We start from the raw sequence: 20,170 nt of genomic DNA, 5'->3' as shown, positions 1-20,170 counted from the left end.
TCTTAGTTATTCAAACGAGGGAAGAATCACTTTTAATTGATTATATTTCTCTTGAATATCTGTTGACCTAAACCCATGCAATAATGGTGTTCTATTGCTGGCTATTTCTTTAATCTCATTAATTTGTTCAGAACTAATTTCAATTGAATTCGTATATTCAACATTCTCAACTGTTTCTTGCTGTTCATTCAGCACAGGATTGTCTAAAGGATTACCCAATAAATATTGGCCGAACTTTAAATCCTTGTCTAAATGAAATACGACATCTGAAAGTCCTAACTTCCCAATCAATACATCATCTGCATACCAAGTGTTCGGTCGTTGGGTCGAGTTACCATCAATATTTAGATAGTACCTTGAACCTTCACTTGGAGTAGTCAATACTTCATCATCATACTTCGTATCGGTATACGCCTCATATTCTTCTTTTGCGTGCTGTTCAATTTCGTTCATGTTAGAAATTGAATCAGCAAGAGAAAATAAGAACCCAGCATTTTTGGTTAGATAGAAATTATCTGCTGACTTAAAAGTGATTTGTTTATCTGATTGGCTAGCAATCTTTAACGGGATCATGTAGTCCGTAAAATTAAAAGTTGTTTCATTTTTATACTTACCTTTTAAATTGTCGTCAATATCAGCAACAAAATAATAGAGCTGTTGGGGCAGTATATAAAATGGATTGGAAAGGTCTGATGAATATTGAATTGCTTCATCAATCGGCTTCCAACTCTGCGTGATTAAACTCGTAGATAGGTTATCTACACTAAAGTTCTCATAAATTACTTTTTTGTCGATTGTTGTCGATTTTGTACCGTTGACCGTTGCTTTTCTTCCTATAATCAAGGTTAAATCTGACGAAGAAGTATTCTTAAATGTGAATGTTTCACCGTATTTATGGTCTATTGGCAATTGAGTAGTCCACGTAGAACTTTTAGTATGCTTTGAATCCCAAACGGGGGTATTCTTCACAAACTGCCACTCAAAGCAATTTTCTCCTTGTTGATCAATACACTTATAGTTTGTTTTGTAGTGATTGGTATATTCGTAGGAAAAGGTATATGCAACATCTTTCCCTTTTAGAGTGTTCGGTTCTGAAATAAAGAATACTTGTGGTTTATTACCTTTTTTCGAAAACACTCCTGGACTTTCTGTTTTGTATGAAATGTTTCTTATCTCATAGTGATTACCTTCAACTGTGAGGTCATTCCTGAAGTCTAATCTGCTAGTTGAATCAGCAGTAGATTTAGTTAGATTCCAATTAAATTCACCACTAGCCTTACCCTCTGTTGCACCATCTAATTCCACTATTTTCGAAGGATTTTCAAGTGCAACTTTATAATTAAACGTTATGGTAATGTTTCCATTTGGCGTTGTGCCACTTTCAGTAGCGTTAGCAGGGACTGAAACATAAGGTCTATTTTTAGAATCCTTAAAAACTCCATTTTTTTCTGCAGAGAAAGAGTATTTTTTCCCAACTGTCGCCTTCTTCTTGTCAGTTCGAAGTGTTTCACCACTGTTAGCGTCTTTATGATAGATAGTTACGTTGACCGTACAAGATTGATCCGCATAAACCGTTGTTCCATCAGGGCATTTTTTTGTGTCTTTTTGATAGCTCAAATTTGCCTGACTTCCCCCAAATCTCCAATATGCAGAGCTTGTCCAACTGGTATAACTTCCATCTTTTACGCCATACCAAATTGAAGTACCTGCAGACTCATCTTGAGAAGTTCTATTATAGGTAGCACCTAAGGTAAAGTAACCCCTATTATTTAATCCTCTTGGCGTTGTTCTCTTTAGAACTGGATTACCTATCATAGTCAGTCTGTTTGCATTAACACCACTACTCAAACTAACTTTACCGAAGTTATAATCCAATTCGTTAAAATTAAATGGAACTCGCAATTCATCATAAACCACATAACCCTCTACATTCTTGACAATGTATAAAAACCAATCTGCATTTATTGTCCCGTTCGGAAACAATTCTGTTAACGGCAGCCATGCTTTAAATCCCACATATTCGTAACTCATATTGCAATCAAGATTACTTTTCTTAAACGTGGTCGAACTGCATTTATTCCAAATGTCCTTTGGATCGTTTGACTGTTTGTTATACTCAAGATCTTTTGTTGCACTTAAACTGGACATTTCAGTCTTATACATTTTCTCTTGTCCTGTTTTGGGGTTATAAGCAAGTATATAAGTAGCCTGGTTATTCCTATCGTGATGATGATAGCCAGCAATAGCACTCCAACCCCAAAAGACTAAATAAGGTTGGCTTCCACCGCCAAATTTACTGCTATTTTGAATTTGCCACTTCTTTTTATACTGGTTTGAAGATTGCCCTGAATAAATGTCGTACATCAAATTTTTTCCGCCAGCGTCGTTTCCGTCTTTTGTACCCTTTATATTCCATCTTTCATTCCATGATTCACTAGAAACATCATAAGGGCTGTAATTACTCCCCGTTGCGTTCCCATCTGAAATGCTTTTATGGGCTGAAACAAAATTTCCCGAAACGAAAAAGAACAAGAATACAAACGGTAAAATACTAATTATTTTTTTCATCAATGACTCATTCCTTCTCCATAAAACGTTAAGGCACTTACTCATATTTATTGAATAAGTGCCTTGTAGTTTATTCAGCAGGTGTTTCTCCTTCATTCACGCTAAACTCACTTTTTACCATGTCTGCCATACCACCAGTAACATTACCCTGAATCGCAGGCATAGCTAGTTTTAAACCTGCTATAATTAGCACCGTAACAGCTGCCACTACTAGCATGTTAAAAAGACTTCCTGATTTCTCTCCCACAATCTCACCCCCTTTGTTTTTGGCTAAAAAAAAGAAAGTGCTTTTAATCAAGACACTTTCCTTTTTTTATACAAAAACTATTTATTCTTATTTATTTTTTATTGAAAAATTTTTTAAATGTCCCATTAACCTTTTTGCGAATAACAGGGTGGAAATAATATAGCCCACACAAAGTTAAAATGACGATTACAACGACTGCGATAGCAAAAGGTAATACATTGGTGTTATCATCTTGCTTGTCATTAATAGAGTCACTCGAAGAAATGTCTACCTTGTCTGGAACTTCATCTTCAATTTCCTCACTAGAAGATACCTTTTCCTTAGCCTTTTCCTTATCCTCAGCATCTTCTTTTTCCTCTACTTCTTTTTTGACTCCTTCTTCTACCTCGAAATTTTTGTCATCTTGACTCTCTACCTTTTCTTCCTGTTTTGGTTCGGTGTTAACTGGTTCGCTAGGCTTCTCAACGATATTCACACTAGAATCCTCTTTAGGATTTGATGTAGAGGGCTTAGAAGTAGAAGGTTTACTTTCTTCTTCTTTTGGCTGAGTTTCAACAGGATCTGGCTTAACTTCCTCTGGCTTTTCTGTTTCTGGCTTCGGATCTGGTTTTGGATCTGGCTTTGGATCTGGCTTTGGATCTGGCTTTGGATCTGGCTTTGGTTCTTCTTTAACTACTGTTGTAACAGTTAATTCATAATCATAGAATTCTCCAGCTGTTGGGGGTAGATTAAATTTATATTTCCCGCCATTTTGAACTTCAGTATCCAATGAACCAGTTACATGGAATCTATGTCCATCTTGATAAATATAATAGCCCGTGATAAATCCATCACATGGTCCACTCGCTTGAGCTTGATTGGTATAGAGATTGTCGGTAGTAATGGTAATAGAACACTTACCCGTCCCGCCTCTTTCAGCACTTGCAATAGATGATGTAGTCAAAAAACTAAATAGTAGTCCAACAGTCAAAACAATAACAAAAACATTTTTTCTCATAGTTAAAACCTCCAAAATTTTCGTTCGTTTTTGGCTAATACGAACAACCAGTATTCGAGAAAAGTTGCAATATGGATTTTTAGCAATCGTACCCATAAACTAGTTTAGACTTCAATACTTTCTCTTAGCAACTATTTAGAGAAAGCACCATTATTAAGTTGTTTTGACATCATCACACACATTTTCACACAATTAAATCACACGTTTTAATTCTTCTATTGGTTTCTTTCGTTTAGCAACAACCTGTCCCTTAATATCCTTAACTGTTCTTATTTCATAATAGATAGATGATAGCTTTTGAACTTCACCCGTCATTATGTTTTTCGCCATGATTCCTTTTATCTGGTAAATTTTCTTACCAAAGGTTCTGACGCTGCCACCATTTGCAATAATGGCTAATTCATAAAATGGAACTCTTTCATTAGGACTGTTTATAAGCTGTTGCACTTTCTTCAACACCTTCTGAATCAAATATTTCATCAAGAGGCAAATCTGCCAACCTGACTGAAAACACATCCGAGATTCTTATCAGATGTTTTAAAGAAGGCTCAATAATTTTATGGGTTTCCCAACCACTAATCGTAGTTTGCGGAACGCCACTTCTTGTTGAAAGTTCATTCTGCGTCCACTCTTGTTCAAACCTTTTCTCTCTGAGCCAATCTCCAAACTTCAAATAAATTCACCTCACATATTCAGTTATTAAAACAAAATCTCTTTTGTTTCAACATAAACTCTTGTTTGTCGTTAACAGTAAAATACGATTAACTGTATTCCGTTATAACCAAGTATATATAATGCTATTTCATTTGTCAACGGAATTCTGTTAGAATAATATTAATCCAAATAAATTTGATTTCGTGTATATGTGTATATACAAATTCAAGTTTTGGCATTATAATTGTGTTTCAAAAAGGAGGATAATCCAAAATGGTATCTACCGCAGAGGCAATCATCAAAAGAATAGAGCAACTAGCTAAACGAAAGGGAATAAGTATTTTAAAGTTATCTGAATTATCCAATGTGAGTCAGTCAACTCTTAATGAAATTATGAACGGAAGAAGTAAGCACCCTCGTATTGTTACTCTCCGTAAAATCGCAAACGGACTAGGCATGAGCCTAGCAGAATTCTTTGATGATGACATTTTTAACGACATAGATCCTGATGAAAGAGCAAATAGCCCTAGAAAAAAGTAGAAAAGGACTGATAAAATTGTCCTGCATACATAAAACAGATGCGTCGTTAGTCCTAAATAAAGGTTAAAAAAAACTAATACTAAAAAGAACTTAGATTCTTTGGTATTGGTTTTTTTATTGCTCTTTGTGTCAGAATACCTAAAGTTCAAATACCATTCATATATCAACCTTCCACACTCATAGTAGCAACAAATAACCGAACAGTCAAGAACACATGTTCTTATTTTTTGTGCCATATACTCTTTTATCGGTTTTAATTCTTTTTCATCTATTAACCGTAGAACAAATCGCATGTAATATTCATTTATTTCAAAGACATTGATATTCAAATCCATAAACATATCACTTTGAATTTCCTTTTGATAATTTTCGCGAAAATAAGATTTTACTCTTTTTGGATCTAATATGTTAATAGCATTTCCTAGTTCTTCTTCCACCAATCCTCTGTATGCTACGTATAAATTTATATTCACTTTCTCTTTCATACATTCTTCTCCTAAATCTCTTACTAGCACAATAAAAAAAGTAACCAAGGGCTGGTCACCTGTTTTTTTTCGCTCTTTTTAAAATTGATTCTAATTCTTTTATATTTTGAACCAGTCGCAGCTGATCTGGTTCTATCCCAAATGAAATCAATTCCATTTGGAAAGACAAAAGAAATTCAAGCTGAGCTTTTGCTAGTTTCTCTTGTCCTTCTTCAAACCCCGTCTTATACCTATCCTTATTTGAAATTCCCCCCTCATTATGAATGTAGTTATTAATCCAACTGCGTATCAAATCCGACCGATTGATATGTCTTTCTTTTAGCAGCGAATCAAACAAGCCCTTTGTCTTTTCATCAATCTTTACTGGGATAAGTTTTTCTTTTTTCATGTTGTTCCCTCCCCCTTAAAGTGTTGTTTCAAAAACCACTTATCATTATACAGTAATAATATACTTGTATATACATTATGGCAACAATTGGAAAAAAACTAAGTAATAGAACCCATTATCTAGTTAACAGGTTCTATTACTATTACGCAAATATTTATTGAGATTATTCGTCAGGCTTCTCGTACACCGTTCCTAAAGTCAGATAAACTTCATCTGTACTCTCTAATTCTTCTTTCCTACGATTAGATACTCTCCATTTATTGTTCTCCCTTTGGTTTCCTTTCACTTTTTTGTATGAAATCTTCGCCCTTATATATGCAACTATCAAATAAACCGTTGTAAGTAGAAACAGGAACATTAAAAACCTAAAGAGCGATTGCTTAGAAAAAATGACTTCCCATTCCCATATTCCATAAATCAGAATTGAAAGAAATAAGTTAGCAAACAATCCAATTGAAAACAAAATCGAAATTTCCTTCACTCTGTTATATTGTTGCTGTGCTATATGAACAACGTACAGAGCAGTCGAGATCAAGCCAAAGATAAAGCAAACAAACGGACTAGGTATGTACCACTCTTTATACGCTAAACCCATAAAAGTAATTCCAGTTATTAAAACACCTGTCAACAGGATATATTGTACCTTTAAATTCCAGCTCATTTTTTAAACCCTCCCACCTTCGATTAAACGAAATTCCTTTTGTTTTGTTTCCCTAAGATCTTTCTGCCTCTGGCGTTCCTGCATAACCATTACAAAAGCAATTTCATCTGACATGATATTACGGAACATCTCATACATCTGTTCTTGTTCCTGCATACTAAATTTGTCTTTTATTTCATCTGCAATATCTTTTCTATCTATCACTTGTAATATTTTTTGAAACTCTGACTTAATCATCTCTCTATTACTCCTATCTTGTTCACTTATTCACATACTGATTTTATGAATGAATTCCCTACGTTAGCAGTTCGTTAAAATAGTCCTCTGCCTTGAACTGCAATAATTCTATATTTTGGTTATATAAATTTAAAACTTCTTTCTGCTTGTCATTAAAGGTTGTCACTAACACTTTCCGGTTATTTTCTAATTTAAAACTATGTTCATTGTAATTATTAATCTTAGAAACTAGTGTTAAATCGGTATCGGTTAAATCAACAAAGTACTTTTCTTCCCCGTTGTGACGAATGATTGTTGGGAACGATTGCCGTGTTGGCTGCTTAACCGTTCCATTCCTTCCAGTATCTCCAATTCCATTGTCGCCACTCTCTGAAATGTCACTAATAACATGAAATCCGATATGTTCTGCTAACGCTTGAATCCATTTATCTCTAGTCGGATATTTACTGTATAGCCCTAAACCCATTTTCAATGAAATTAGTTTTAAATCACTTCCTGTATATAATGGCTTCTGCTGGATAATTCGTTTTCCTTCTCTTTTATCAGGGGGATTGAGGGCATAGTCAATGAATCTATCGTAAGACCCCTTTCCTCTCGTAAAGATGATGAAGTTTTTAATGAAATCGTTATTATCACGTATCTCTGCAATAACCTTCCCTAGCGTTTGTGGTAAAACATTGTTTTCCATCACATAGTAACCATACTGCTTACCCTTTGGATTAATTAGCAGCCCGTGAATATTCATTCGTTGATCCATATTAAATTCTTTCTTTGTTTTTCTGCTATCCCATACTTGCCAACCAGCTTTTGTTAATTCAGCCATAACCTCATTTGCTAACAGTAAATAATGTAAATGCGAAGGCTTCACGTATAGGTTTTGTATTTGCCCCTCAACAGGCATTCCGTATCTTATCAGACACTCCAAGCCTGTTTCCGTAATTCGGTGATATGAAAGACCTTTCTTTCCTCTCCCTCTGCTTCCAGAGAAAATATTGGACTTAATCATCTTCCTTTTTCTCAATTTATTCAGTACATAATTCACAGCTTGCTTCGTATCAGGAAAATATTTTTTCTTTATCTGAGTAGTTGTCATTGCTCTATAAGTATACAAATCTCTCAATATGTGGAATTCTCTCTCCGTTACACCAAAACCAGTTACCTCTTTTTCCACTCTTTTCTCACTCCCTACTTCAGCTTGTGCATTAGCCTGTTTATCGTTCGCTATTCTCCTTTTCTCGGACAGCTCACAATAAACTCCACTCAAAATATCGGTTGTTTTTGGACTAAACCTCTATAAATTCACGTATCTATAAACTATTGATGTAAAAGGGATAATGACAAGTTCAATCAGTACCCACCAATACCCTAAAATTACCCCTAAAAATTACTTTTAAAATTTATGTCCAATTTTTAGGGGGGTGTCATTAGGCACTAAAATACTATTTTTTTATAATCTTAACCATATCCTTCAGAGCAACATTGAACTTTTCAGGTACTAGCGTAAATAAGAATTCAATAGCATATTCATGTGGAGTAACATATACCTCTATCTTTTCTTTATCAGCAAGATCTCCCAATGTTAATAAGGAAACATTTTGCCAAGAATCATCTTCTATAATTCGTGCTTTCCTTATCGAATCAATAATTGGCTTATAGTAATTGTTATCCAAATCTCTACTTCTATTGTCTGGAAAATAGTGAATTATAGTCATAAACGCCTTGTCAAAGGGTTCTAAACTCTTTATTTGTTTTATTGTTTCATTTGCAAAATAGCTATTTATCCTTGTTCCGTCTGCTAGATACCTATTTTTCAAGCGTAAATATTGATAAAACTCCCCATCATACTGTAAATGGTAGTATGGTATTTCCAGTCCATTAAAACTAAATGTATCTACTTTCTTATTCATCAACCTCAAAACTCCTTGAAACGTAAACATTATCAACCTCTTGCTTATCAAGGTTTCAATAAGGTTATAACCTCAAAAATGTTTACAAAATAATGTTTATTGAACAGTTTTACTCTAGAATGTTTACATTTATATTTACAAAACTCAATTAAACGTTGATACATCAATAATAATCAATGTTTACACTTCCCTAAAATTATGTTTACATTTTACTTAAAGAAATCGCCATAACCATTGATATTATTATCCTAAATCATGTTTACACTTTAGTTATTCACTATCGCCTAGCCATTCTTGAAGGTATAATCTAGGATTTACTGGCTTGTCATTAATTCTTATTTCAAAATGTAAATGCGCACCAGTTGAATTCCCCGTACTGCCTATATAACCAATAGTTTGTCCTGCTTTAACCTTAGTACCTACGCTAATTCCCTGCTGTTTTAAGTGTCCATAATAAGTTTTCATGCCATTGTCATGCTGAATAATTACGAGATAGCCAAATCCACCTGTATTGAACTGTGAATATATAACCTCGCCTTCCATAAACGCCACAGCAGGTTTACCAGCAACACCAGATATTGCTATATCCATTCCGTTATGTAAGTCTCCCGCCTCTCCTGTATGCGGATCATAACGATACCCAAATTCAGATGTAATATTTTTTGTGAACGGTACTACCCATGCCTTATCTCCTTTAATATCTACCAATTTCCCATCTACTGGTTCATACCCGTCAGTATATGTTTCGAAGTAGCTTAAAACTTCATTCACATACCAATCAGCATGGTTATAAGCAAAGATTGCACCTTCATAATCATTAGGACTGGACATGTTGGCTGATAACATCTTAGCAGCTGTAAATACACTATCTTCTAAGTCTTGTGGTGATGCTTTTTCATCTCCATTTGCGTCAACTCCATATCCTCCGTACTGAGCGATAATTGAAGGATTTGTATAAACTGACTCAGGAATATCAGCGTCACCATAAACAGAGCTTGAACACGCTGGATAACTCCATGAAAGCCATGTACATATCATAAATTGGAAATGACCTTTAGCTCCTACTGAAGAATCTGTAAGATTCGTACTAAAATTTGTCTCAACTCTATGGATTGAGGCTAATAATATCCAATTAATATTGTATTCTTCCCCTGCTCTTTGATAAATGGGTATATACTCACTCGGAATTTCATTTTCTCCAAATTCCGATAGTACGACATCACCCATTTCTGAATCATCTTCGCTACCAGCAAACGATATAAAAGCTGCCCCAACTAACAGTATCAATAAGATCACTACTAGAATTATTGGGAGTAACAACAACAAGAGGATTAAAAGCCATTTCTTTTTTGGTTTTTTATTCATATAGATTATTTCACACCTTTGCTAGTCTGCTAGATTTAAAGAAAAGTCTTGCACCTTAAATGAATCATTGTCTTTAATAATTTGAAGTGAATAGGTGTAAGTTTCTTCCTTCGTTATATTGCCTTCGGTATCAAACACTTCTCCTGTAACCTTTACATTCCATTTAATGTAATCCTTAGGTGGATCGTAAGGCTCATATACTTCAATATTTTTTAATTCCTTCCTAAATATTGTCTGAGTAGGTTTTGCAATAAACTCTTTAAATCTTTCATACAACGAACCCAACATATACTCCTTAGCATTTTCTATGTTTTCTAGGGGGTTATTACCATCAAACGGATAGTACGCTTTAATAAAGCCCTCAGCTACGTTTCGAGAACGTTCTATATCCTTTTTAGAAAAATAGTCTGAGAGGGTACTAGACTTTTCCTCTGGAACACTTTTTTTATCTACTTCAGGATTAAAATATTCATAATGCTCATGTTCCTCTTGAGATTCTTCCACGCTTTGATTTAAGTCAGAAGGAGAATAAACCTCTGTATATGCTTCATCTTTTTCTTTTTCTTTCTCTGCAATTGCTTCCTGTTCTTCTATCTTTTTTCCTACATTAAACCCAACAATAAAAAGCATGATAGCAAATACTACCATGCAATTCACCAGGATTGTTTTAACTTTAGAACTCAAGTTCAATACACCCCTTAATTACTGTTTTCTAGCCTAAATTCTTCTGTTCTTCCTTCGTCTATTACTGTTTCAGGTATTTCTTCTAATGAATATCGTTTTACGTTAATAGCTGAATCAAATTCATTTGCACTTTCCAATAAGTCATTATCTAATAAAGTTTGATTTTCAATAGGAGTTGATTTTATCGTTTTATTGCTTGAGCCCGTATTTTTTATTGCTCTTTGTTCTCGATTAATTTTTAATCCCTTCGCAAATGAATCAGCAAACAACTTATTGTTTTTTCCTGCTTTGCTCGTATTCTCTAACTTATTATACTGATCCCTAATTTCTCCAATTTCAATATCCTCTAAGTTTAGTTTATCAACTGAAAGTAGTGTCTCATTAATCGTGTCCGTAGGTAAATCTTTCGATTGTAGATATTGCCTTAATCTATTATAACTGCTATCACCTTCAGCCAATTCCATTGCTTTTGAGCTGTTATCTTTCAGCCTTAGATCCCTACTTTCCGTATTGGTATTACCATTTTTCGATTTATTTATTTTGTCAGCCATATACATAGACATTCCTACATTTCTTGCGGTATCACCCATATCCGTTTCACCAATAATACCGTTACCGACCGTATTACCTATATTCATACCTACCATAGCACCTTGTGGTCCTGCAACAACAGCACCGCCCACAGTTGCAGCAGTATTAATAACAGCCTTTGTCCCTTTCTTAAATGGATTAACAAAGGAATTGTTCATTTCTTCTCTAATTACTTTTAACTGTCTTGAACCTTCAGAGAATATACCAAATATTCTTTTTCTCAATAGGAACATTGTAACCAATAACACCCCTTGAACAATGGCGCTCAAGATTAATCCCATTGAACCATTAGCTAATGCTGATAATGAATACATAACTTCACTTAATGCAAATACAACTAACGCCAAAAATGAAACCCCTATTTTTAAAACTAAGGGTATAGCTAACTCAAATAAATAGCGTTTTAACACACCTATTTGATTAGGCAAGGAAGCCCAAAGCATTGCAAAAGGCGCAATCATTGCAATTACAATAAACCAAATTTGAAATATAATTAGACAAATAGCTAGTAAGTACACAGGTATTGAGTTCACTGCGTTAGCCGTATTTAAAATACCCATAAAGTTTAGCCGATCTCTCAGACCAGAAGAAGAAATTATGTTATTTCCGTGTTCCGTAACTTCCTCGATAGCAATGGCTTTCCTCATTACCGTACCACTATCTTTTGATAGCAAACTGTATACCCTATCATCACCTATTTCTTCTTGTTCAGTAGTTCCATACTGTAACATTAAATACGGCTTATGAATAAATGTATTAAATAGATTATCTTCCATTCGCTCTCTAACTGTTCTACCACTTTCGTCACCATTTTCAGATATAATCGAATCAGCATCCCCCGAAAGTAATAGTGCGGAAGCTTCAATAGAAATATTATTAATCCCCTTAATTACTGTTGAATAGTTACTAAAGAACAGTAGTGCAACTACTAACACAGCAATAGTTTTTAGTAATCCCTCAAACGCACTTATTCTAGCTCTTTTTATGATAAGCTGGTAAAGAGTGTAGATTGCCACTACTATTCCAATAATGCCTAGAAATCCTCCAAATAATCCATCAGAAGTAAAAGATAAATTTTCTATCCCTGTTGTAGATACAACAACATTTTCCAACGAATCAACTAGCGCACCAATTAAGTCGGTATCATAGGCAAAACCTAATACGCCTAGCATTGCGTTTGTCATAAAAATATTAAAATTAAACATGAACTGAACCGCAAAAAATATAGAGTAGTCAAAAGCCTCAGCAAATCTATCATCAATCTTTGCGAAACTTAGGATATCATCAAAAAATCCCTTATCTTCTAAATCCGAAGCACTAACAAAATCTAAGGAATAATCAACATCTTCATTTTTATAAATTCCATTATTAGCTTCATACATAGGATCTCTTGTTGTATTATGCTCTATTTTGTTTTCTTCTTCATCTGCCAATACAATAGAATTTTCTGCTGGCAGCAAAAAAAACAATGTAATTGCAATAACAGCAAACACCAATTTAAATTTCCTGGACATTATAAACCTCCTTTCTACCTATGAATAAATCCCAAATGTTAAGCTATCAGAAGGGCTGTATTCATAAGTTGCACAGCCCATTAATAGAATTGCAATTAACACTAAAACAAAACAACTTTTAAATAATGTTTTTAACATTTATTAGCCTCCTACAATCAGGATACTTGTACTACTTCTCTTGGCTTTTCGGTTTCTCCTTCTACAAAATTATTAGCTTTATTTCTTTCTCTTTCTTTTTCTTCTTCAGTTGAAGTAGATGAATCAAACGCCTTTGCTAATTCAATGAAAATAGGATCTATTTTAATTACAGCTGAACGCCCGTATATATCTTGGAACAAGCAATATCCTTTCGAAAAGCTACGTAGTTTATTAACGCTATCCTGTGTGTTAGGCAAATTAAAGAATTCAAGCATTTTTTCAGCTTCTTCTTTCTTCCTAAGTCCAAAGGAGAACTTCATACCCATATTTGCTACATCTTCCCCATGATCCGTAGCATTTTGAGAACCTTTTAATAACGTTGTATTATAGTAACGACCTTTACGAACTATGAAGTCCATTAGCTCTCTACCAACAGGAGAATTGTCCACGGAACTAGCTTCATCTTGAAGAATGATTTTATGCCTTGAGCGATCCTGCTTAAGCATATATTGCTTTGTAAAAGAAGTAATTGAAATCATGATTGCCTCTGATATTTTTTGAGATGGTCTAATTTTTTTTACGTTTTTATCAGGCAAATTAAGATTTTCTACCATTAAAATTTGTAATGGCTTATCGACTTTTAATACCTTGTAATTCTGATTTACTTCACCAAATAGTAATACAGATAATTTTTGCTTTTTTAAGGAATTTAATGTGCCAATTACAGACTCCAAAGCCTCGTATCTTTTTTCAGACATTCCTTCCTCACGATTTTCTTTCTGTTCTTCTAAGATATTAATTACCGCACCAATACAAGGATCATTAGTTTTCCCTATTTCATCAACTGCCTCACTAATCACCGTATATTCCATATCTTTTATATTTGCGTCTATTAAGTACGATAAAATATCAAGAACAATACTTTTTCCTTCTTCTATATCAACGCTTGTTCTAAATGGATCTAAACAGCCAGCATCTTCTCGACTTGAACCCAATGTCCATTTAGAAATGAAATGGGAGGGGATTAAAGGTAGTGACTCCCAACCTTCACGATCCCCTTTTGGATCAATTACTAGAGCTTGTGAACCTGTAAGGACTGAAAGATATGTGACTAAATTCATTGCATATGATTTTCCTTTTCCTGTTGCCCCTGCAACAAGCATAGAAATTGAATCTTCAACATTTCCCAGCCCATCAAAAGCTTTAGCTGCTAAATCAGGTTGAATAAAAACTGGTCTATGCATTTTTTGAGTATAGCCGATAAAAATTCCTCGATTATCCCCGATATTCGTAGTTGCACCAAACATCATACTTGCGATTACACCTGAATCGGTTTCTATTTTGTAATCTTGATTAATTTGACGTGAACCTAATATTTTTTCCATCATTAAATTCAATTGCTCACCATACGGTGCTACTATTTTAATTCCATACTTAACTAATCTATCCCTCAATATTTTAGTACGCGAATTTAATGTTTTTTCATCTTCAGCAGTCAATTTAAAGACAATAGAACATTGATAAGCTGGTTGACCTGTCTTTGTTAAATAGTTTTCGGCTTGGATTGCTCCCTGTTCTGATGTATCTAAACTTAAATCTGTACTTTCCCCTGCCTGATTTGCGTGAGCTCTTTGATCTTTAAATTCTAATCGCTTGTTTGATAGTCGTTTTGTAATTCTTTCATTTGACTGGTGATAGGCTCGAATAGATACCGAAACAGGAAAAGGTATGCTAGTTTTTAAATGATATAGCCATTCTGCGTTAGGAAAATAATTTTCAGTATCCATTTTATGAACAACTAAATATTTAACAAGTTGGCTTTGAATAGAGTCATCTTCCAATACCTTACTGAATCTTAAAGTTGTTGGAGAAACTTCTTCAATATCAGTATTTTGTATCTCTACAAATGACTTCTCGGTAGGTCTTATAGCGTTTTGCGCTCTTCCCTCGTCGTCAAATCCTTGTACCCAGTCACCTGAAGAAAATCCTCTCCTTACTTGAATATCGTTATTAGATTGAGATACAGAAAACTCTTTTTCTACTAAATATACACTCTCAGCAGTCGTTGCCGGTTTTATTCCACAATTATATGCTGTTCGGATACTTTCCATTAGAGTTTCAGACTGCTCTCTCCAATTAGCAATTTCCGACTCTAGAATATCGTCAGGATTTAGCCCGTTTGCTCTGTTGATTTGTGAGCTTATTCCTTTTAGGAAGTCTTTAAAACTATTAATCATATTAGTTCCAGCATTACCATCTTTAAATTTTTCTAGTTCTGGATTAAGCTGGACACCAAGATAATCGTGGTAATCAGAGGTTTCTTTAGAATTCTGTTGATCCAACAAGGCTTTCTTCAACATATCCATATATTTAATACCGTTTTCTTTTAGTTCGTAATCCTTATACTCCATATCTTCAATGGTGCTGTTGATAATTTCCTCAATGCTTGTAGGAAAGGGTTCAACCATAAAATGAAGATCGTAGCTATTATTGAATAAATATGCCGTTTGAGACTGATACGGAATAAACTTATCATCATGTGATAAAAACTCATAATTAAACCCCGATACTTGATAATAAGCTGTAACAGAACCGTCATGACCAAACACAAGATTTCCATCTATATGTTTAATTGGAAAGTCCAAAACTGCTGTTTTCATAATAATTCTCCTTCCTTTTCATCTTTAGCGTATAAATCACTAATACCTGTCTTTATTTTTAATCGTATTTTCTGTGGTTTGAATATATCGTCTGACCTATCTTCAGCAAATGTTACTGTTGAATATCCAGCAAACCGATAAGTTGTTGGTTTTGCTACTTCTCTACCTCTGATATAAGTTGTTTTCCTAATTTTTCTAAAATGATAAAGTAAGACAGAACGGAAAAAGACGAGAGGAATTCGCCCTTCCGTTCTTACATCTGCAAGTAGATAAGCTATTCCAGCAGGAATAAAAAGCAGGTAAATGACTGGTAACCATCTTATAGTCGCACCCAAGATTGGTGTGAAGTAGATAATTATTTCAATCAATAAGATTGCAATAAAATACAAAAGTAATTTTACTTTTATCGGTCTGCCTAGACTCATTCCGAATAAGTGATAGATTTTTTTTTCAAACGTTAAGAATTCGTTTAATACAAATGACCTAATTCGGTTTTTTTCATTATCCATTCTAGCAACCTACTTTTCTCATTAATTTCTAACTAAATAGTTATTCTGATAGATCAATCATTTGGGCTATTGTCTCTCCGATACCAAAGATTAGTTCTGGATTTATAATGAATACAGAAACTAATGCTATACCTACAAGTGAAACTATCATACCGATCCAAGCTCTCTTAACAAGAAAGAAAATAAACGCTACTATTGCAACAAGCATAATTGCGTATTGACCTTGTTCCTTACCAAATTGAAATACACCTTCAAGTCCAAATAAAAAGTACATAAATATTCCTCCAAAATTTTAATAGTTTTTTCCTTAATTGTTTTCTGATGTTTCTTCTAGTTCAGTACCTTGTTCGTCAACTACTTCATCAGTATCTGATTTTATAATCATGTTTTCTTGATCATTAATTCCAGAAACTATATACCTATCATCACGATTAACCACTGTTATATGATAGTTTGTTTCTATCGCAAGGTTAGTCTCTGGCTCTAGGAAAATCACCGTTGCAAAAACTACATAATGGTCTGGCTGTTCTCCTACAAACACATTTGCTTCTTTTACATCACTAAACTTCATCATTCCTTGAAGTCCGTCTGTAACATTTTCTTCAGTTAAAATGTAATTAAGTTTGTCTTTGGTGTCCTCTGCGTAGCTTTTTAAAAAAGTTGGTAAAAACTCCTTTATCTCACCAGCGATACTTGTTTCAGCTCTATTTAATTTATTAGAGACTACTTTTTGTAACGTTGTATTCTCCTGAATAAACGTAAACTTAGGTAGTTCATAAACTCCAAATGTTTTCCCATCATAGGCAACTGGAATAACAAAGTATTTTTCTATTTTTTTTGTATCGTTACCATCAACGCTTCTTAATTCAAATCTAGTAAGTAAGGTAATTAAAGCAAGGTTTTCACCATTCTCAACCACTTCCTTAACCTCTGAATCAACAAAATTCGAATTCCATTGTAAACCGTTGAAACTAATCCCTGCGTATTCATCAAGACCATCTGCTAGATACTTACTCATTGTTTCTTTTCTAACACTCTTACCTTTATCAGAAACTTCCCATGTAAAATAGTCTCTAGTAAAATTCTTAGCAAATTGTATTCCTTCAGCTGAAGCTGCTAAATTTTTAACGTTTGAAACTTCTTTTGTTTTAGCTTCGCTGGAGTCCCCACTGAACAACGTTGAGAAAACAACTAAGAACATGAATCCAAAAGTTACCCAGAATATTATTACGCCAGACTTTTTAGCAATAAAACCTTTTGGTTTTATAGAAGCTTTTTTTGCTGCTTTTCTTTGCAACTTCTTTTCCTTCTGATATTTGTAATCTCTAAAAAAATAGTTATAAACCTTCTTAATCGTTCTAAAGAATCCTTTCTTCTTTTTCACTCTATCACCTCCTATTTGTGCCAACTGCCAGTATCACAGCTACGATAATGGCTACTGTTGCTAAGGCTCCATATTTCACTTTGGAAGATTCATATAAGTTAACAATGATACCTTTAAATTCTTCCCAAAGTGGATTCAACTGCGGAAAAGTTTCAAGGATAATACTTCCTACTATCAGTATGATAAATATCATTAAAATCACATATAGAATGTTCTTAAACATCTTCTTCAGTCCTTTCTATTAAAAAATTTCACGAATTAACCTTTACCGCCTTCAATAACTCTAAATTTACTTTGCTGTTTACCGTGACCCTTTTCTTCCTGTTGCTTAATAATATTGCTATCATTAATTTCAACAATTACTTTTACTTGTAGTCTAAGGTTGTCACTCTCACCAATCCATTCCATGCTTCTAATCTCTCTTACAATCACGGTACAATCCTTCCCGTTGACTTCAGCAATACCAATCTCACCTATTACTGGGAAGACATTTTTACCTACTTGCACTTCATAATTCGCATTAACAAACATCTTATTCCCCCCTTTCTTTTATCCATTCATAAACATAGATAATGCTTCCTGCATATTGTTTTTAGCCTTATTAACATCTACTTGAACATTCTCTTTGTTTTCTGTTTCTACTAATTCATCTTCATTTTTCGCGACAAACGAATTGTTATTTAATAGGTTTATGATCTTATCAAGTTTTGCATCTTGCTCTTGTTTTAATTTCGAAATGCCTTCTTGTAACTCCTGAATAGATTGTTGAGCCTGAAAGTTATTATTTAGAGAGCTAATACCATAATTAATCAGCTCTCTTAAAGCATTGGCTTGCTCGTCTTGAGGAAACTGAGATAAATAATCTCTCAAATCTTTGTCTTTCTTGTTTACTCGAATAGCATAAACATTTTTAATCTCCATCAATTTTCACCTAGTTAGCTATTTTCTCAGGCTGTGTGTCCCCAATTAGCATTTTTCCGATTCGGTAATAACCAATAGCATTTGCATATTGGCTATCAACAATATTTAGCAATCTATTATCGAAGTTCGGTTGAAGGTACTTTGTAAAGAGAGAACCACCACCGCCAACAACAAATATCTGTTCAAAAGTATCTGATTCATCTTTCCAGAGTTTTGAGATCCTATCACTTACGCTGTTTGCTACTGCTTGATGGGATTCCCCAACCTCATTTGCTAATTCAATTCTTTTTCCCTTATACGTAATGAACTGATTTTTGATAATCTTATTTATCTTGCTTTCGGATAAATCCGAACCACCTGTTTTGTCTTGATAAGCCCGTTTGATATTATCATTTAGGTTTACAACTCCTTGATCTATGGTGTCCGATAAAGGTAATAGAGGTAAGAATCCCCCACCTTCTTTCATTTCCACTACACAAACATCAGTTGTACGGAATCCAATATCAATTACAGCTATTTGATTTCCTTCGCTCATTAATTCTGGCTTCAGGAATTTCCCTTCATGATTTATTAAAGTCGCCCAAATAGCTGACATACCTTGTGGAAACACTTTTGCTTGAGTAACCTTTACTTTACGTTTTCCGCTAGGTAGTCCACTTACCCATTCGATTTCTGGAGTTTCTTCTAGTAAAGACATTTCAAACGGCTTAACTTGAGATTTGTAATACTCAAGGGGTAGACCAGTAAATAAAACTACTTCCTTTGTATCTTCTGAGGCTACTAATTGAATTCCAACATTCAGCAGCACCTTTGTATAATCATGGTTAAATCTTTCTCTCTCGAAAACCCTTGAACCATCACTGGAATTTTTATCTGCCATATCTCCTACATAGTAGTGTTTTCCGTTGATTTTAATGTGCAATTCAGATAGATCTAGCTTGTTTTCTTCACGCTTTAAGAAATTAGCTAAACCTCTATCTCTACCAGTTCCAACGATAGAAGGAAATAATGCTCTTTTTCCATTTGATGAAATTGCCTTAACAAACCCATATCCAATATCAATTGAAACGTATTCTTTTTTTGCCATTTTTACCTCTCCCCTCAACTTTTAAATCATCATGGTTACATCTTTATAAATCGTTAATGCTACGAATATCAATAACGCTACCCTTACAATACGGTCGATTAAGATATAATTAATCCTTGATACTTTAAGACCGACTTTTGTTTGTAACGGAAATAGCAGTTGGACTTTTCCTGTTATCATATCTCCAACAATGTGAGCTAGTAATCCTACAAATAAAGCTGTTGCAATCTGAAAATCAAAGACTATAAGCCCTATTAATCCAATAGATAAAGCGAATAGCATTGAGTGAGTTAAAGTTCTATGCCCTACTAATTTATTTAGTGGAATAGATATAAAGAAAAATGGTTTTCCAAATTTCGATCTAGGCTCATCAAGGTCTGGTATGACACTCGCAACCCCACCTGCTACTGCACCTTTCCAATCGTTTGTAATTAAATAGCCTGTGGCTACTCCTGATAAAGCGTGTGTTGTCCATTCCATAAAACTTTTTCCTTCCCCCTTTAACCCTGTATTTTTAAAAACAAAAACAAAAAGCCCCAAAATAACTTCTTCAAATTAAGAACAAGTTATTTAGGACTTTTCATTAAGGGTTTGTACGGGTTTACTAAACGATTTTTATTCTTGCAGATAACA

At 34.1% G+C, this 20,170-nt stretch carries 23 protein-coding genes; 1 reads left to right on the top strand and 22 read right to left on the bottom strand.

All coding sequences use genetic code 11. The annotated features are described in order from the left end of the window. Positions 1-6 precede the first annotated feature (6 nt). The 5 genes from JF53_RS12395 to JF53_RS12380 all read right to left on the bottom strand — a co-directional run bounded on the left by JF53_RS12395 (position 7) and on the right by JF53_RS12380 (position 4,485). Complete coding sequence (locus JF53_RS12395; protein WP_047980659.1) at positions 7-2,568, bottom strand: hypothetical protein; 2,562 nt, start codon at positions 2,566-2,568, stop codon at positions 7-9. A 70-nt stretch (positions 2,569-2,638) separates the two neighbouring features. Further along, complete coding sequence (locus JF53_RS17535; RefSeq protein WP_157052517.1) at positions 2,639-2,815, bottom strand: hypothetical protein; 177 nt, start codon at positions 2,813-2,815, stop codon at positions 2,639-2,641. A gap of 91 nt (positions 2,816-2,906) precedes the next feature. Beyond that, positions 2,907-3,812: a hypothetical protein gene (locus tag JF53_RS17530; RefSeq protein ID WP_053071873.1), complete on the bottom strand. Its 906-nt coding sequence runs from the start codon at positions 3,810-3,812 to the stop codon at positions 2,907-2,909. A gap of 192 nt (positions 3,813-4,004) precedes the next feature. Then, positions 4,005-4,259, bottom strand: coding sequence for a hypothetical protein (locus tag JF53_RS12385; protein ID WP_047980660.1), 255 nt, complete (start codon positions 4,257-4,259; stop codon positions 4,005-4,007). Further along, the gene (locus tag JF53_RS12380; protein WP_047980661.1) at positions 4,234-4,485 is read right to left on the bottom strand and encodes a helix-turn-helix transcriptional regulator; all 252 of its coding nucleotides are present in this window, start codon (positions 4,483-4,485) and stop codon (positions 4,234-4,236) included. Before JF53_RS12380 ends, JF53_RS12385 begins: the two co-directional genes overlap by 26 nt. A 254-nt stretch (positions 4,486-4,739) precedes the next feature. Between JF53_RS12380 and JF53_RS12375 the strand changes: the two genes are divergently transcribed. After that, positions 4,740-5,006 (top strand): helix-turn-helix domain-containing protein, encoded by a 267-nt coding sequence (locus JF53_RS12375; protein WP_047980662.1) that lies wholly within the window; start codon positions 4,740-4,742, stop codon positions 5,004-5,006. Between the two features lie 540 nt (positions 5,007-5,546). Here JF53_RS12375 and JF53_RS12370 read toward each other — a convergent pair. The 17 genes from JF53_RS12370 to JF53_RS12290 form a co-directional block, all read right to left on the bottom strand. Beyond that, positions 5,547-5,879: a ribbon-helix-helix protein, CopG family gene (locus tag JF53_RS12370; RefSeq protein WP_047980663.1), complete on the bottom strand. Its 333-nt coding sequence runs from the start codon at positions 5,877-5,879 to the stop codon at positions 5,547-5,549. Between the two features lie 163 nt (positions 5,880-6,042). After that, positions 6,043-6,540 (bottom strand): hypothetical protein, encoded by a 498-nt coding sequence (locus JF53_RS12365; RefSeq protein ID WP_047980664.1) that lies wholly within the window; start codon positions 6,538-6,540, stop codon positions 6,043-6,045. 3 nt (positions 6,541-6,543) lie between these two features. Next, positions 6,544-6,777 (bottom strand): hypothetical protein, encoded by a 234-nt coding sequence (locus JF53_RS12360; RefSeq protein ID WP_047980665.1) that lies wholly within the window; start codon positions 6,775-6,777, stop codon positions 6,544-6,546. 58 nt (positions 6,778-6,835) lie between these two features. Beyond that, entirely contained in the window at positions 6,836-7,948 is a 1,113-nt protein-coding gene (locus JF53_RS12355) for a replication-relaxation family protein (RefSeq protein WP_157052516.1), read from the bottom strand. A gap of 268 nt (positions 7,949-8,216) precedes the next feature. Continuing rightward, complete coding sequence (locus JF53_RS12350) at positions 8,217-8,684, bottom strand: RusA family crossover junction endodeoxyribonuclease (protein ID WP_157052515.1); 468 nt, start codon at positions 8,682-8,684, stop codon at positions 8,217-8,219. A gap of 270 nt (positions 8,685-8,954) precedes the next feature. Further along, entirely contained in the window at positions 8,955-10,049 is a 1,095-nt protein-coding gene (locus JF53_RS17655; RefSeq protein ID WP_047980627.1) for a peptidoglycan DD-metalloendopeptidase family protein, read from the bottom strand. A 21-nt stretch (positions 10,050-10,070) separates the two neighbouring features. Continuing rightward, positions 10,071-10,733 (bottom strand): hypothetical protein, encoded by a 663-nt coding sequence (locus tag JF53_RS12340; RefSeq protein WP_047980628.1) that lies wholly within the window; start codon positions 10,731-10,733, stop codon positions 10,071-10,073. A 14-nt stretch (positions 10,734-10,747) separates the two neighbouring features. Further along, positions 10,748-12,838: a CD3337/EF1877 family mobilome membrane protein gene (locus JF53_RS12335; protein ID WP_047980629.1), complete on the bottom strand. Its 2,091-nt coding sequence runs from the start codon at positions 12,836-12,838 to the stop codon at positions 10,748-10,750. Positions 12,839-12,993: 155 nt separating this feature from the next. Then, positions 12,994-15,636, bottom strand: a complete 2,643-nt coding sequence (locus JF53_RS12330) for an ATP-binding protein (protein WP_064965386.1) — start codon at positions 15,634-15,636, stop codon at positions 12,994-12,996. Continuing rightward, a complete protein-coding gene (locus JF53_RS12325) occupies positions 15,633-16,145 on the bottom strand; it encodes a TcpE family conjugal transfer membrane protein (protein WP_047980630.1) in 513 nt (170 codons plus the stop codon). Before JF53_RS12325 ends, JF53_RS12330 begins: the two co-directional genes overlap by 4 nt. A 40-nt stretch (positions 16,146-16,185) precedes the next feature. Continuing rightward, positions 16,186-16,419 carry a TcpD family membrane protein gene (locus JF53_RS12320; RefSeq protein WP_047980631.1) on the bottom strand — a complete coding sequence of 78 codons (234 nt, stop codon included), beginning with the start codon at positions 16,417-16,419 and terminating at the stop codon, positions 16,186-16,188. Positions 16,420-16,452: 33 nt separating this feature from the next. Next, positions 16,453-17,529 carry a conjugal transfer protein gene (locus tag JF53_RS12315; protein ID WP_053351203.1) on the bottom strand — a complete coding sequence of 359 codons (1,077 nt, stop codon included), beginning with the start codon at positions 17,527-17,529 and terminating at the stop codon, positions 16,453-16,455. A 4-nt stretch (positions 17,530-17,533) separates the two neighbouring features. Then, a complete protein-coding gene (locus JF53_RS12310) occupies positions 17,534-17,752 on the bottom strand; it encodes a hypothetical protein (protein WP_047981722.1) in 219 nt (72 codons plus the stop codon). 35 nt (positions 17,753-17,787) lie between these two features. Continuing rightward, positions 17,788-18,060 carry a hypothetical protein gene (locus JF53_RS12305; RefSeq protein ID WP_047981723.1) on the bottom strand — a complete coding sequence of 91 codons (273 nt, stop codon included), beginning with the start codon at positions 18,058-18,060 and terminating at the stop codon, positions 17,788-17,790. An 18-nt stretch (positions 18,061-18,078) separates the two neighbouring features. Then, on the bottom strand, positions 18,079-18,450 hold the full coding sequence (locus JF53_RS12300) for a hypothetical protein (RefSeq protein WP_047981724.1): 372 nt from the start codon (positions 18,448-18,450) through the stop codon (positions 18,079-18,081). 10 nt (positions 18,451-18,460) lie between these two features. Then, a complete protein-coding gene (locus tag JF53_RS12295; RefSeq protein ID WP_047981725.1) occupies positions 18,461-19,537 on the bottom strand; it encodes a ParM/StbA family protein in 1,077 nt (358 codons plus the stop codon). A gap of 21 nt (positions 19,538-19,558) precedes the next feature. Further along, complete coding sequence (locus JF53_RS12290; protein WP_053071940.1) at positions 19,559-20,077, bottom strand: metal-dependent hydrolase; 519 nt, start codon at positions 20,075-20,077, stop codon at positions 19,559-19,561. Positions 20,078-20,170 lie beyond the last annotated feature (93 nt).

Source organism: Ornithinibacillus contaminans, assembly GCF_001038425.2.
Taxonomy (GTDB): Bacteria; Bacillota; Bacilli; order Bacillales; family Amphibacillaceae; genus Ornithinibacillus; species Ornithinibacillus contaminans.
The sequence above is the reverse complement of the archived record's forward strand: the minus strand, read 5'-3'. Positions and strand labels throughout refer to the sequence as shown.

Coding starts and splice junctions, on each gene's coding strand:
- JF53_RS17655 (WP_047980627.1), bottom strand. CDS start 10,049: ATGAATAAAAAACCAAAAAAGAAATGGCTTTTAATCCTCTTGTTGTTG.
- JF53_RS12325 (WP_047980630.1), bottom strand. CDS start 16,145: ATGGATAATGAAAAAAACCGAATTAGGTCATTTGTATTAAACGAATTC.
- JF53_RS12375 (WP_047980662.1), top strand. CDS start 4,740: ATGGTATCTACCGCAGAGGCAATCATCAAAAGAATAGAGCAACTAGCT.
- JF53_RS12295 (WP_047981725.1), bottom strand. CDS start 19,537: ATGGCAAAAAAAGAATACGTTTCAATTGATATTGGATATGGGTTTGTT.
- JF53_RS17530 (WP_053071873.1), bottom strand. CDS start 3,812: ATGAGAAAAAATGTTTTTGTTATTGTTTTGACTGTTGGACTACTATTT.
- JF53_RS12335 (WP_047980629.1), bottom strand. CDS start 12,838: ATGTCCAGGAAATTTAAATTGGTGTTTGCTGTTATTGCAATTACATTG.
- JF53_RS12365 (WP_047980664.1), bottom strand. CDS start 6,540: ATGAGCTGGAATTTAAAGGTACAATATATCCTGTTGACAGGTGTTTTA.
- JF53_RS12395 (WP_047980659.1), bottom strand. CDS start 2,568: ATGAAAAAAATAATTAGTATTTTACCGTTTGTATTCTTGTTCTTTTTC.
- JF53_RS12360 (WP_047980665.1), bottom strand. CDS start 6,777: ATGATTAAGTCAGAGTTTCAAAAAATATTACAAGTGATAGATAGAAAA.
- JF53_RS12370 (WP_047980663.1), bottom strand. CDS start 5,879: ATGAAAAAAGAAAAACTTATCCCAGTAAAGATTGATGAAAAGACAAAG.
- JF53_RS12305 (WP_047981723.1), bottom strand. CDS start 18,060: ATGTTTGTTAATGCGAATTATGAAGTGCAAGTAGGTAAAAATGTCTTC.
- JF53_RS12310 (WP_047981722.1), bottom strand. CDS start 17,752: ATGTTTAAGAACATTCTATATGTGATTTTAATGATATTTATCATACTG.
- JF53_RS12300 (WP_047981724.1), bottom strand. CDS start 18,450: ATGGAGATTAAAAATGTTTATGCTATTCGAGTAAACAAGAAAGACAAA.
- JF53_RS12320 (WP_047980631.1), bottom strand. CDS start 16,419: ATGTACTTTTTATTTGGACTTGAAGGTGTATTTCAATTTGGTAAGGAA.
- JF53_RS12350 (WP_157052515.1), bottom strand. CDS start 8,684: ATGAATAAGAAAGTAGATACATTTAGTTTTAATGGACTGGAAATACCA.
- JF53_RS12330 (WP_064965386.1), bottom strand. CDS start 15,636: ATGAAAACAGCAGTTTTGGACTTTCCAATTAAACATATAGATGGAAAT.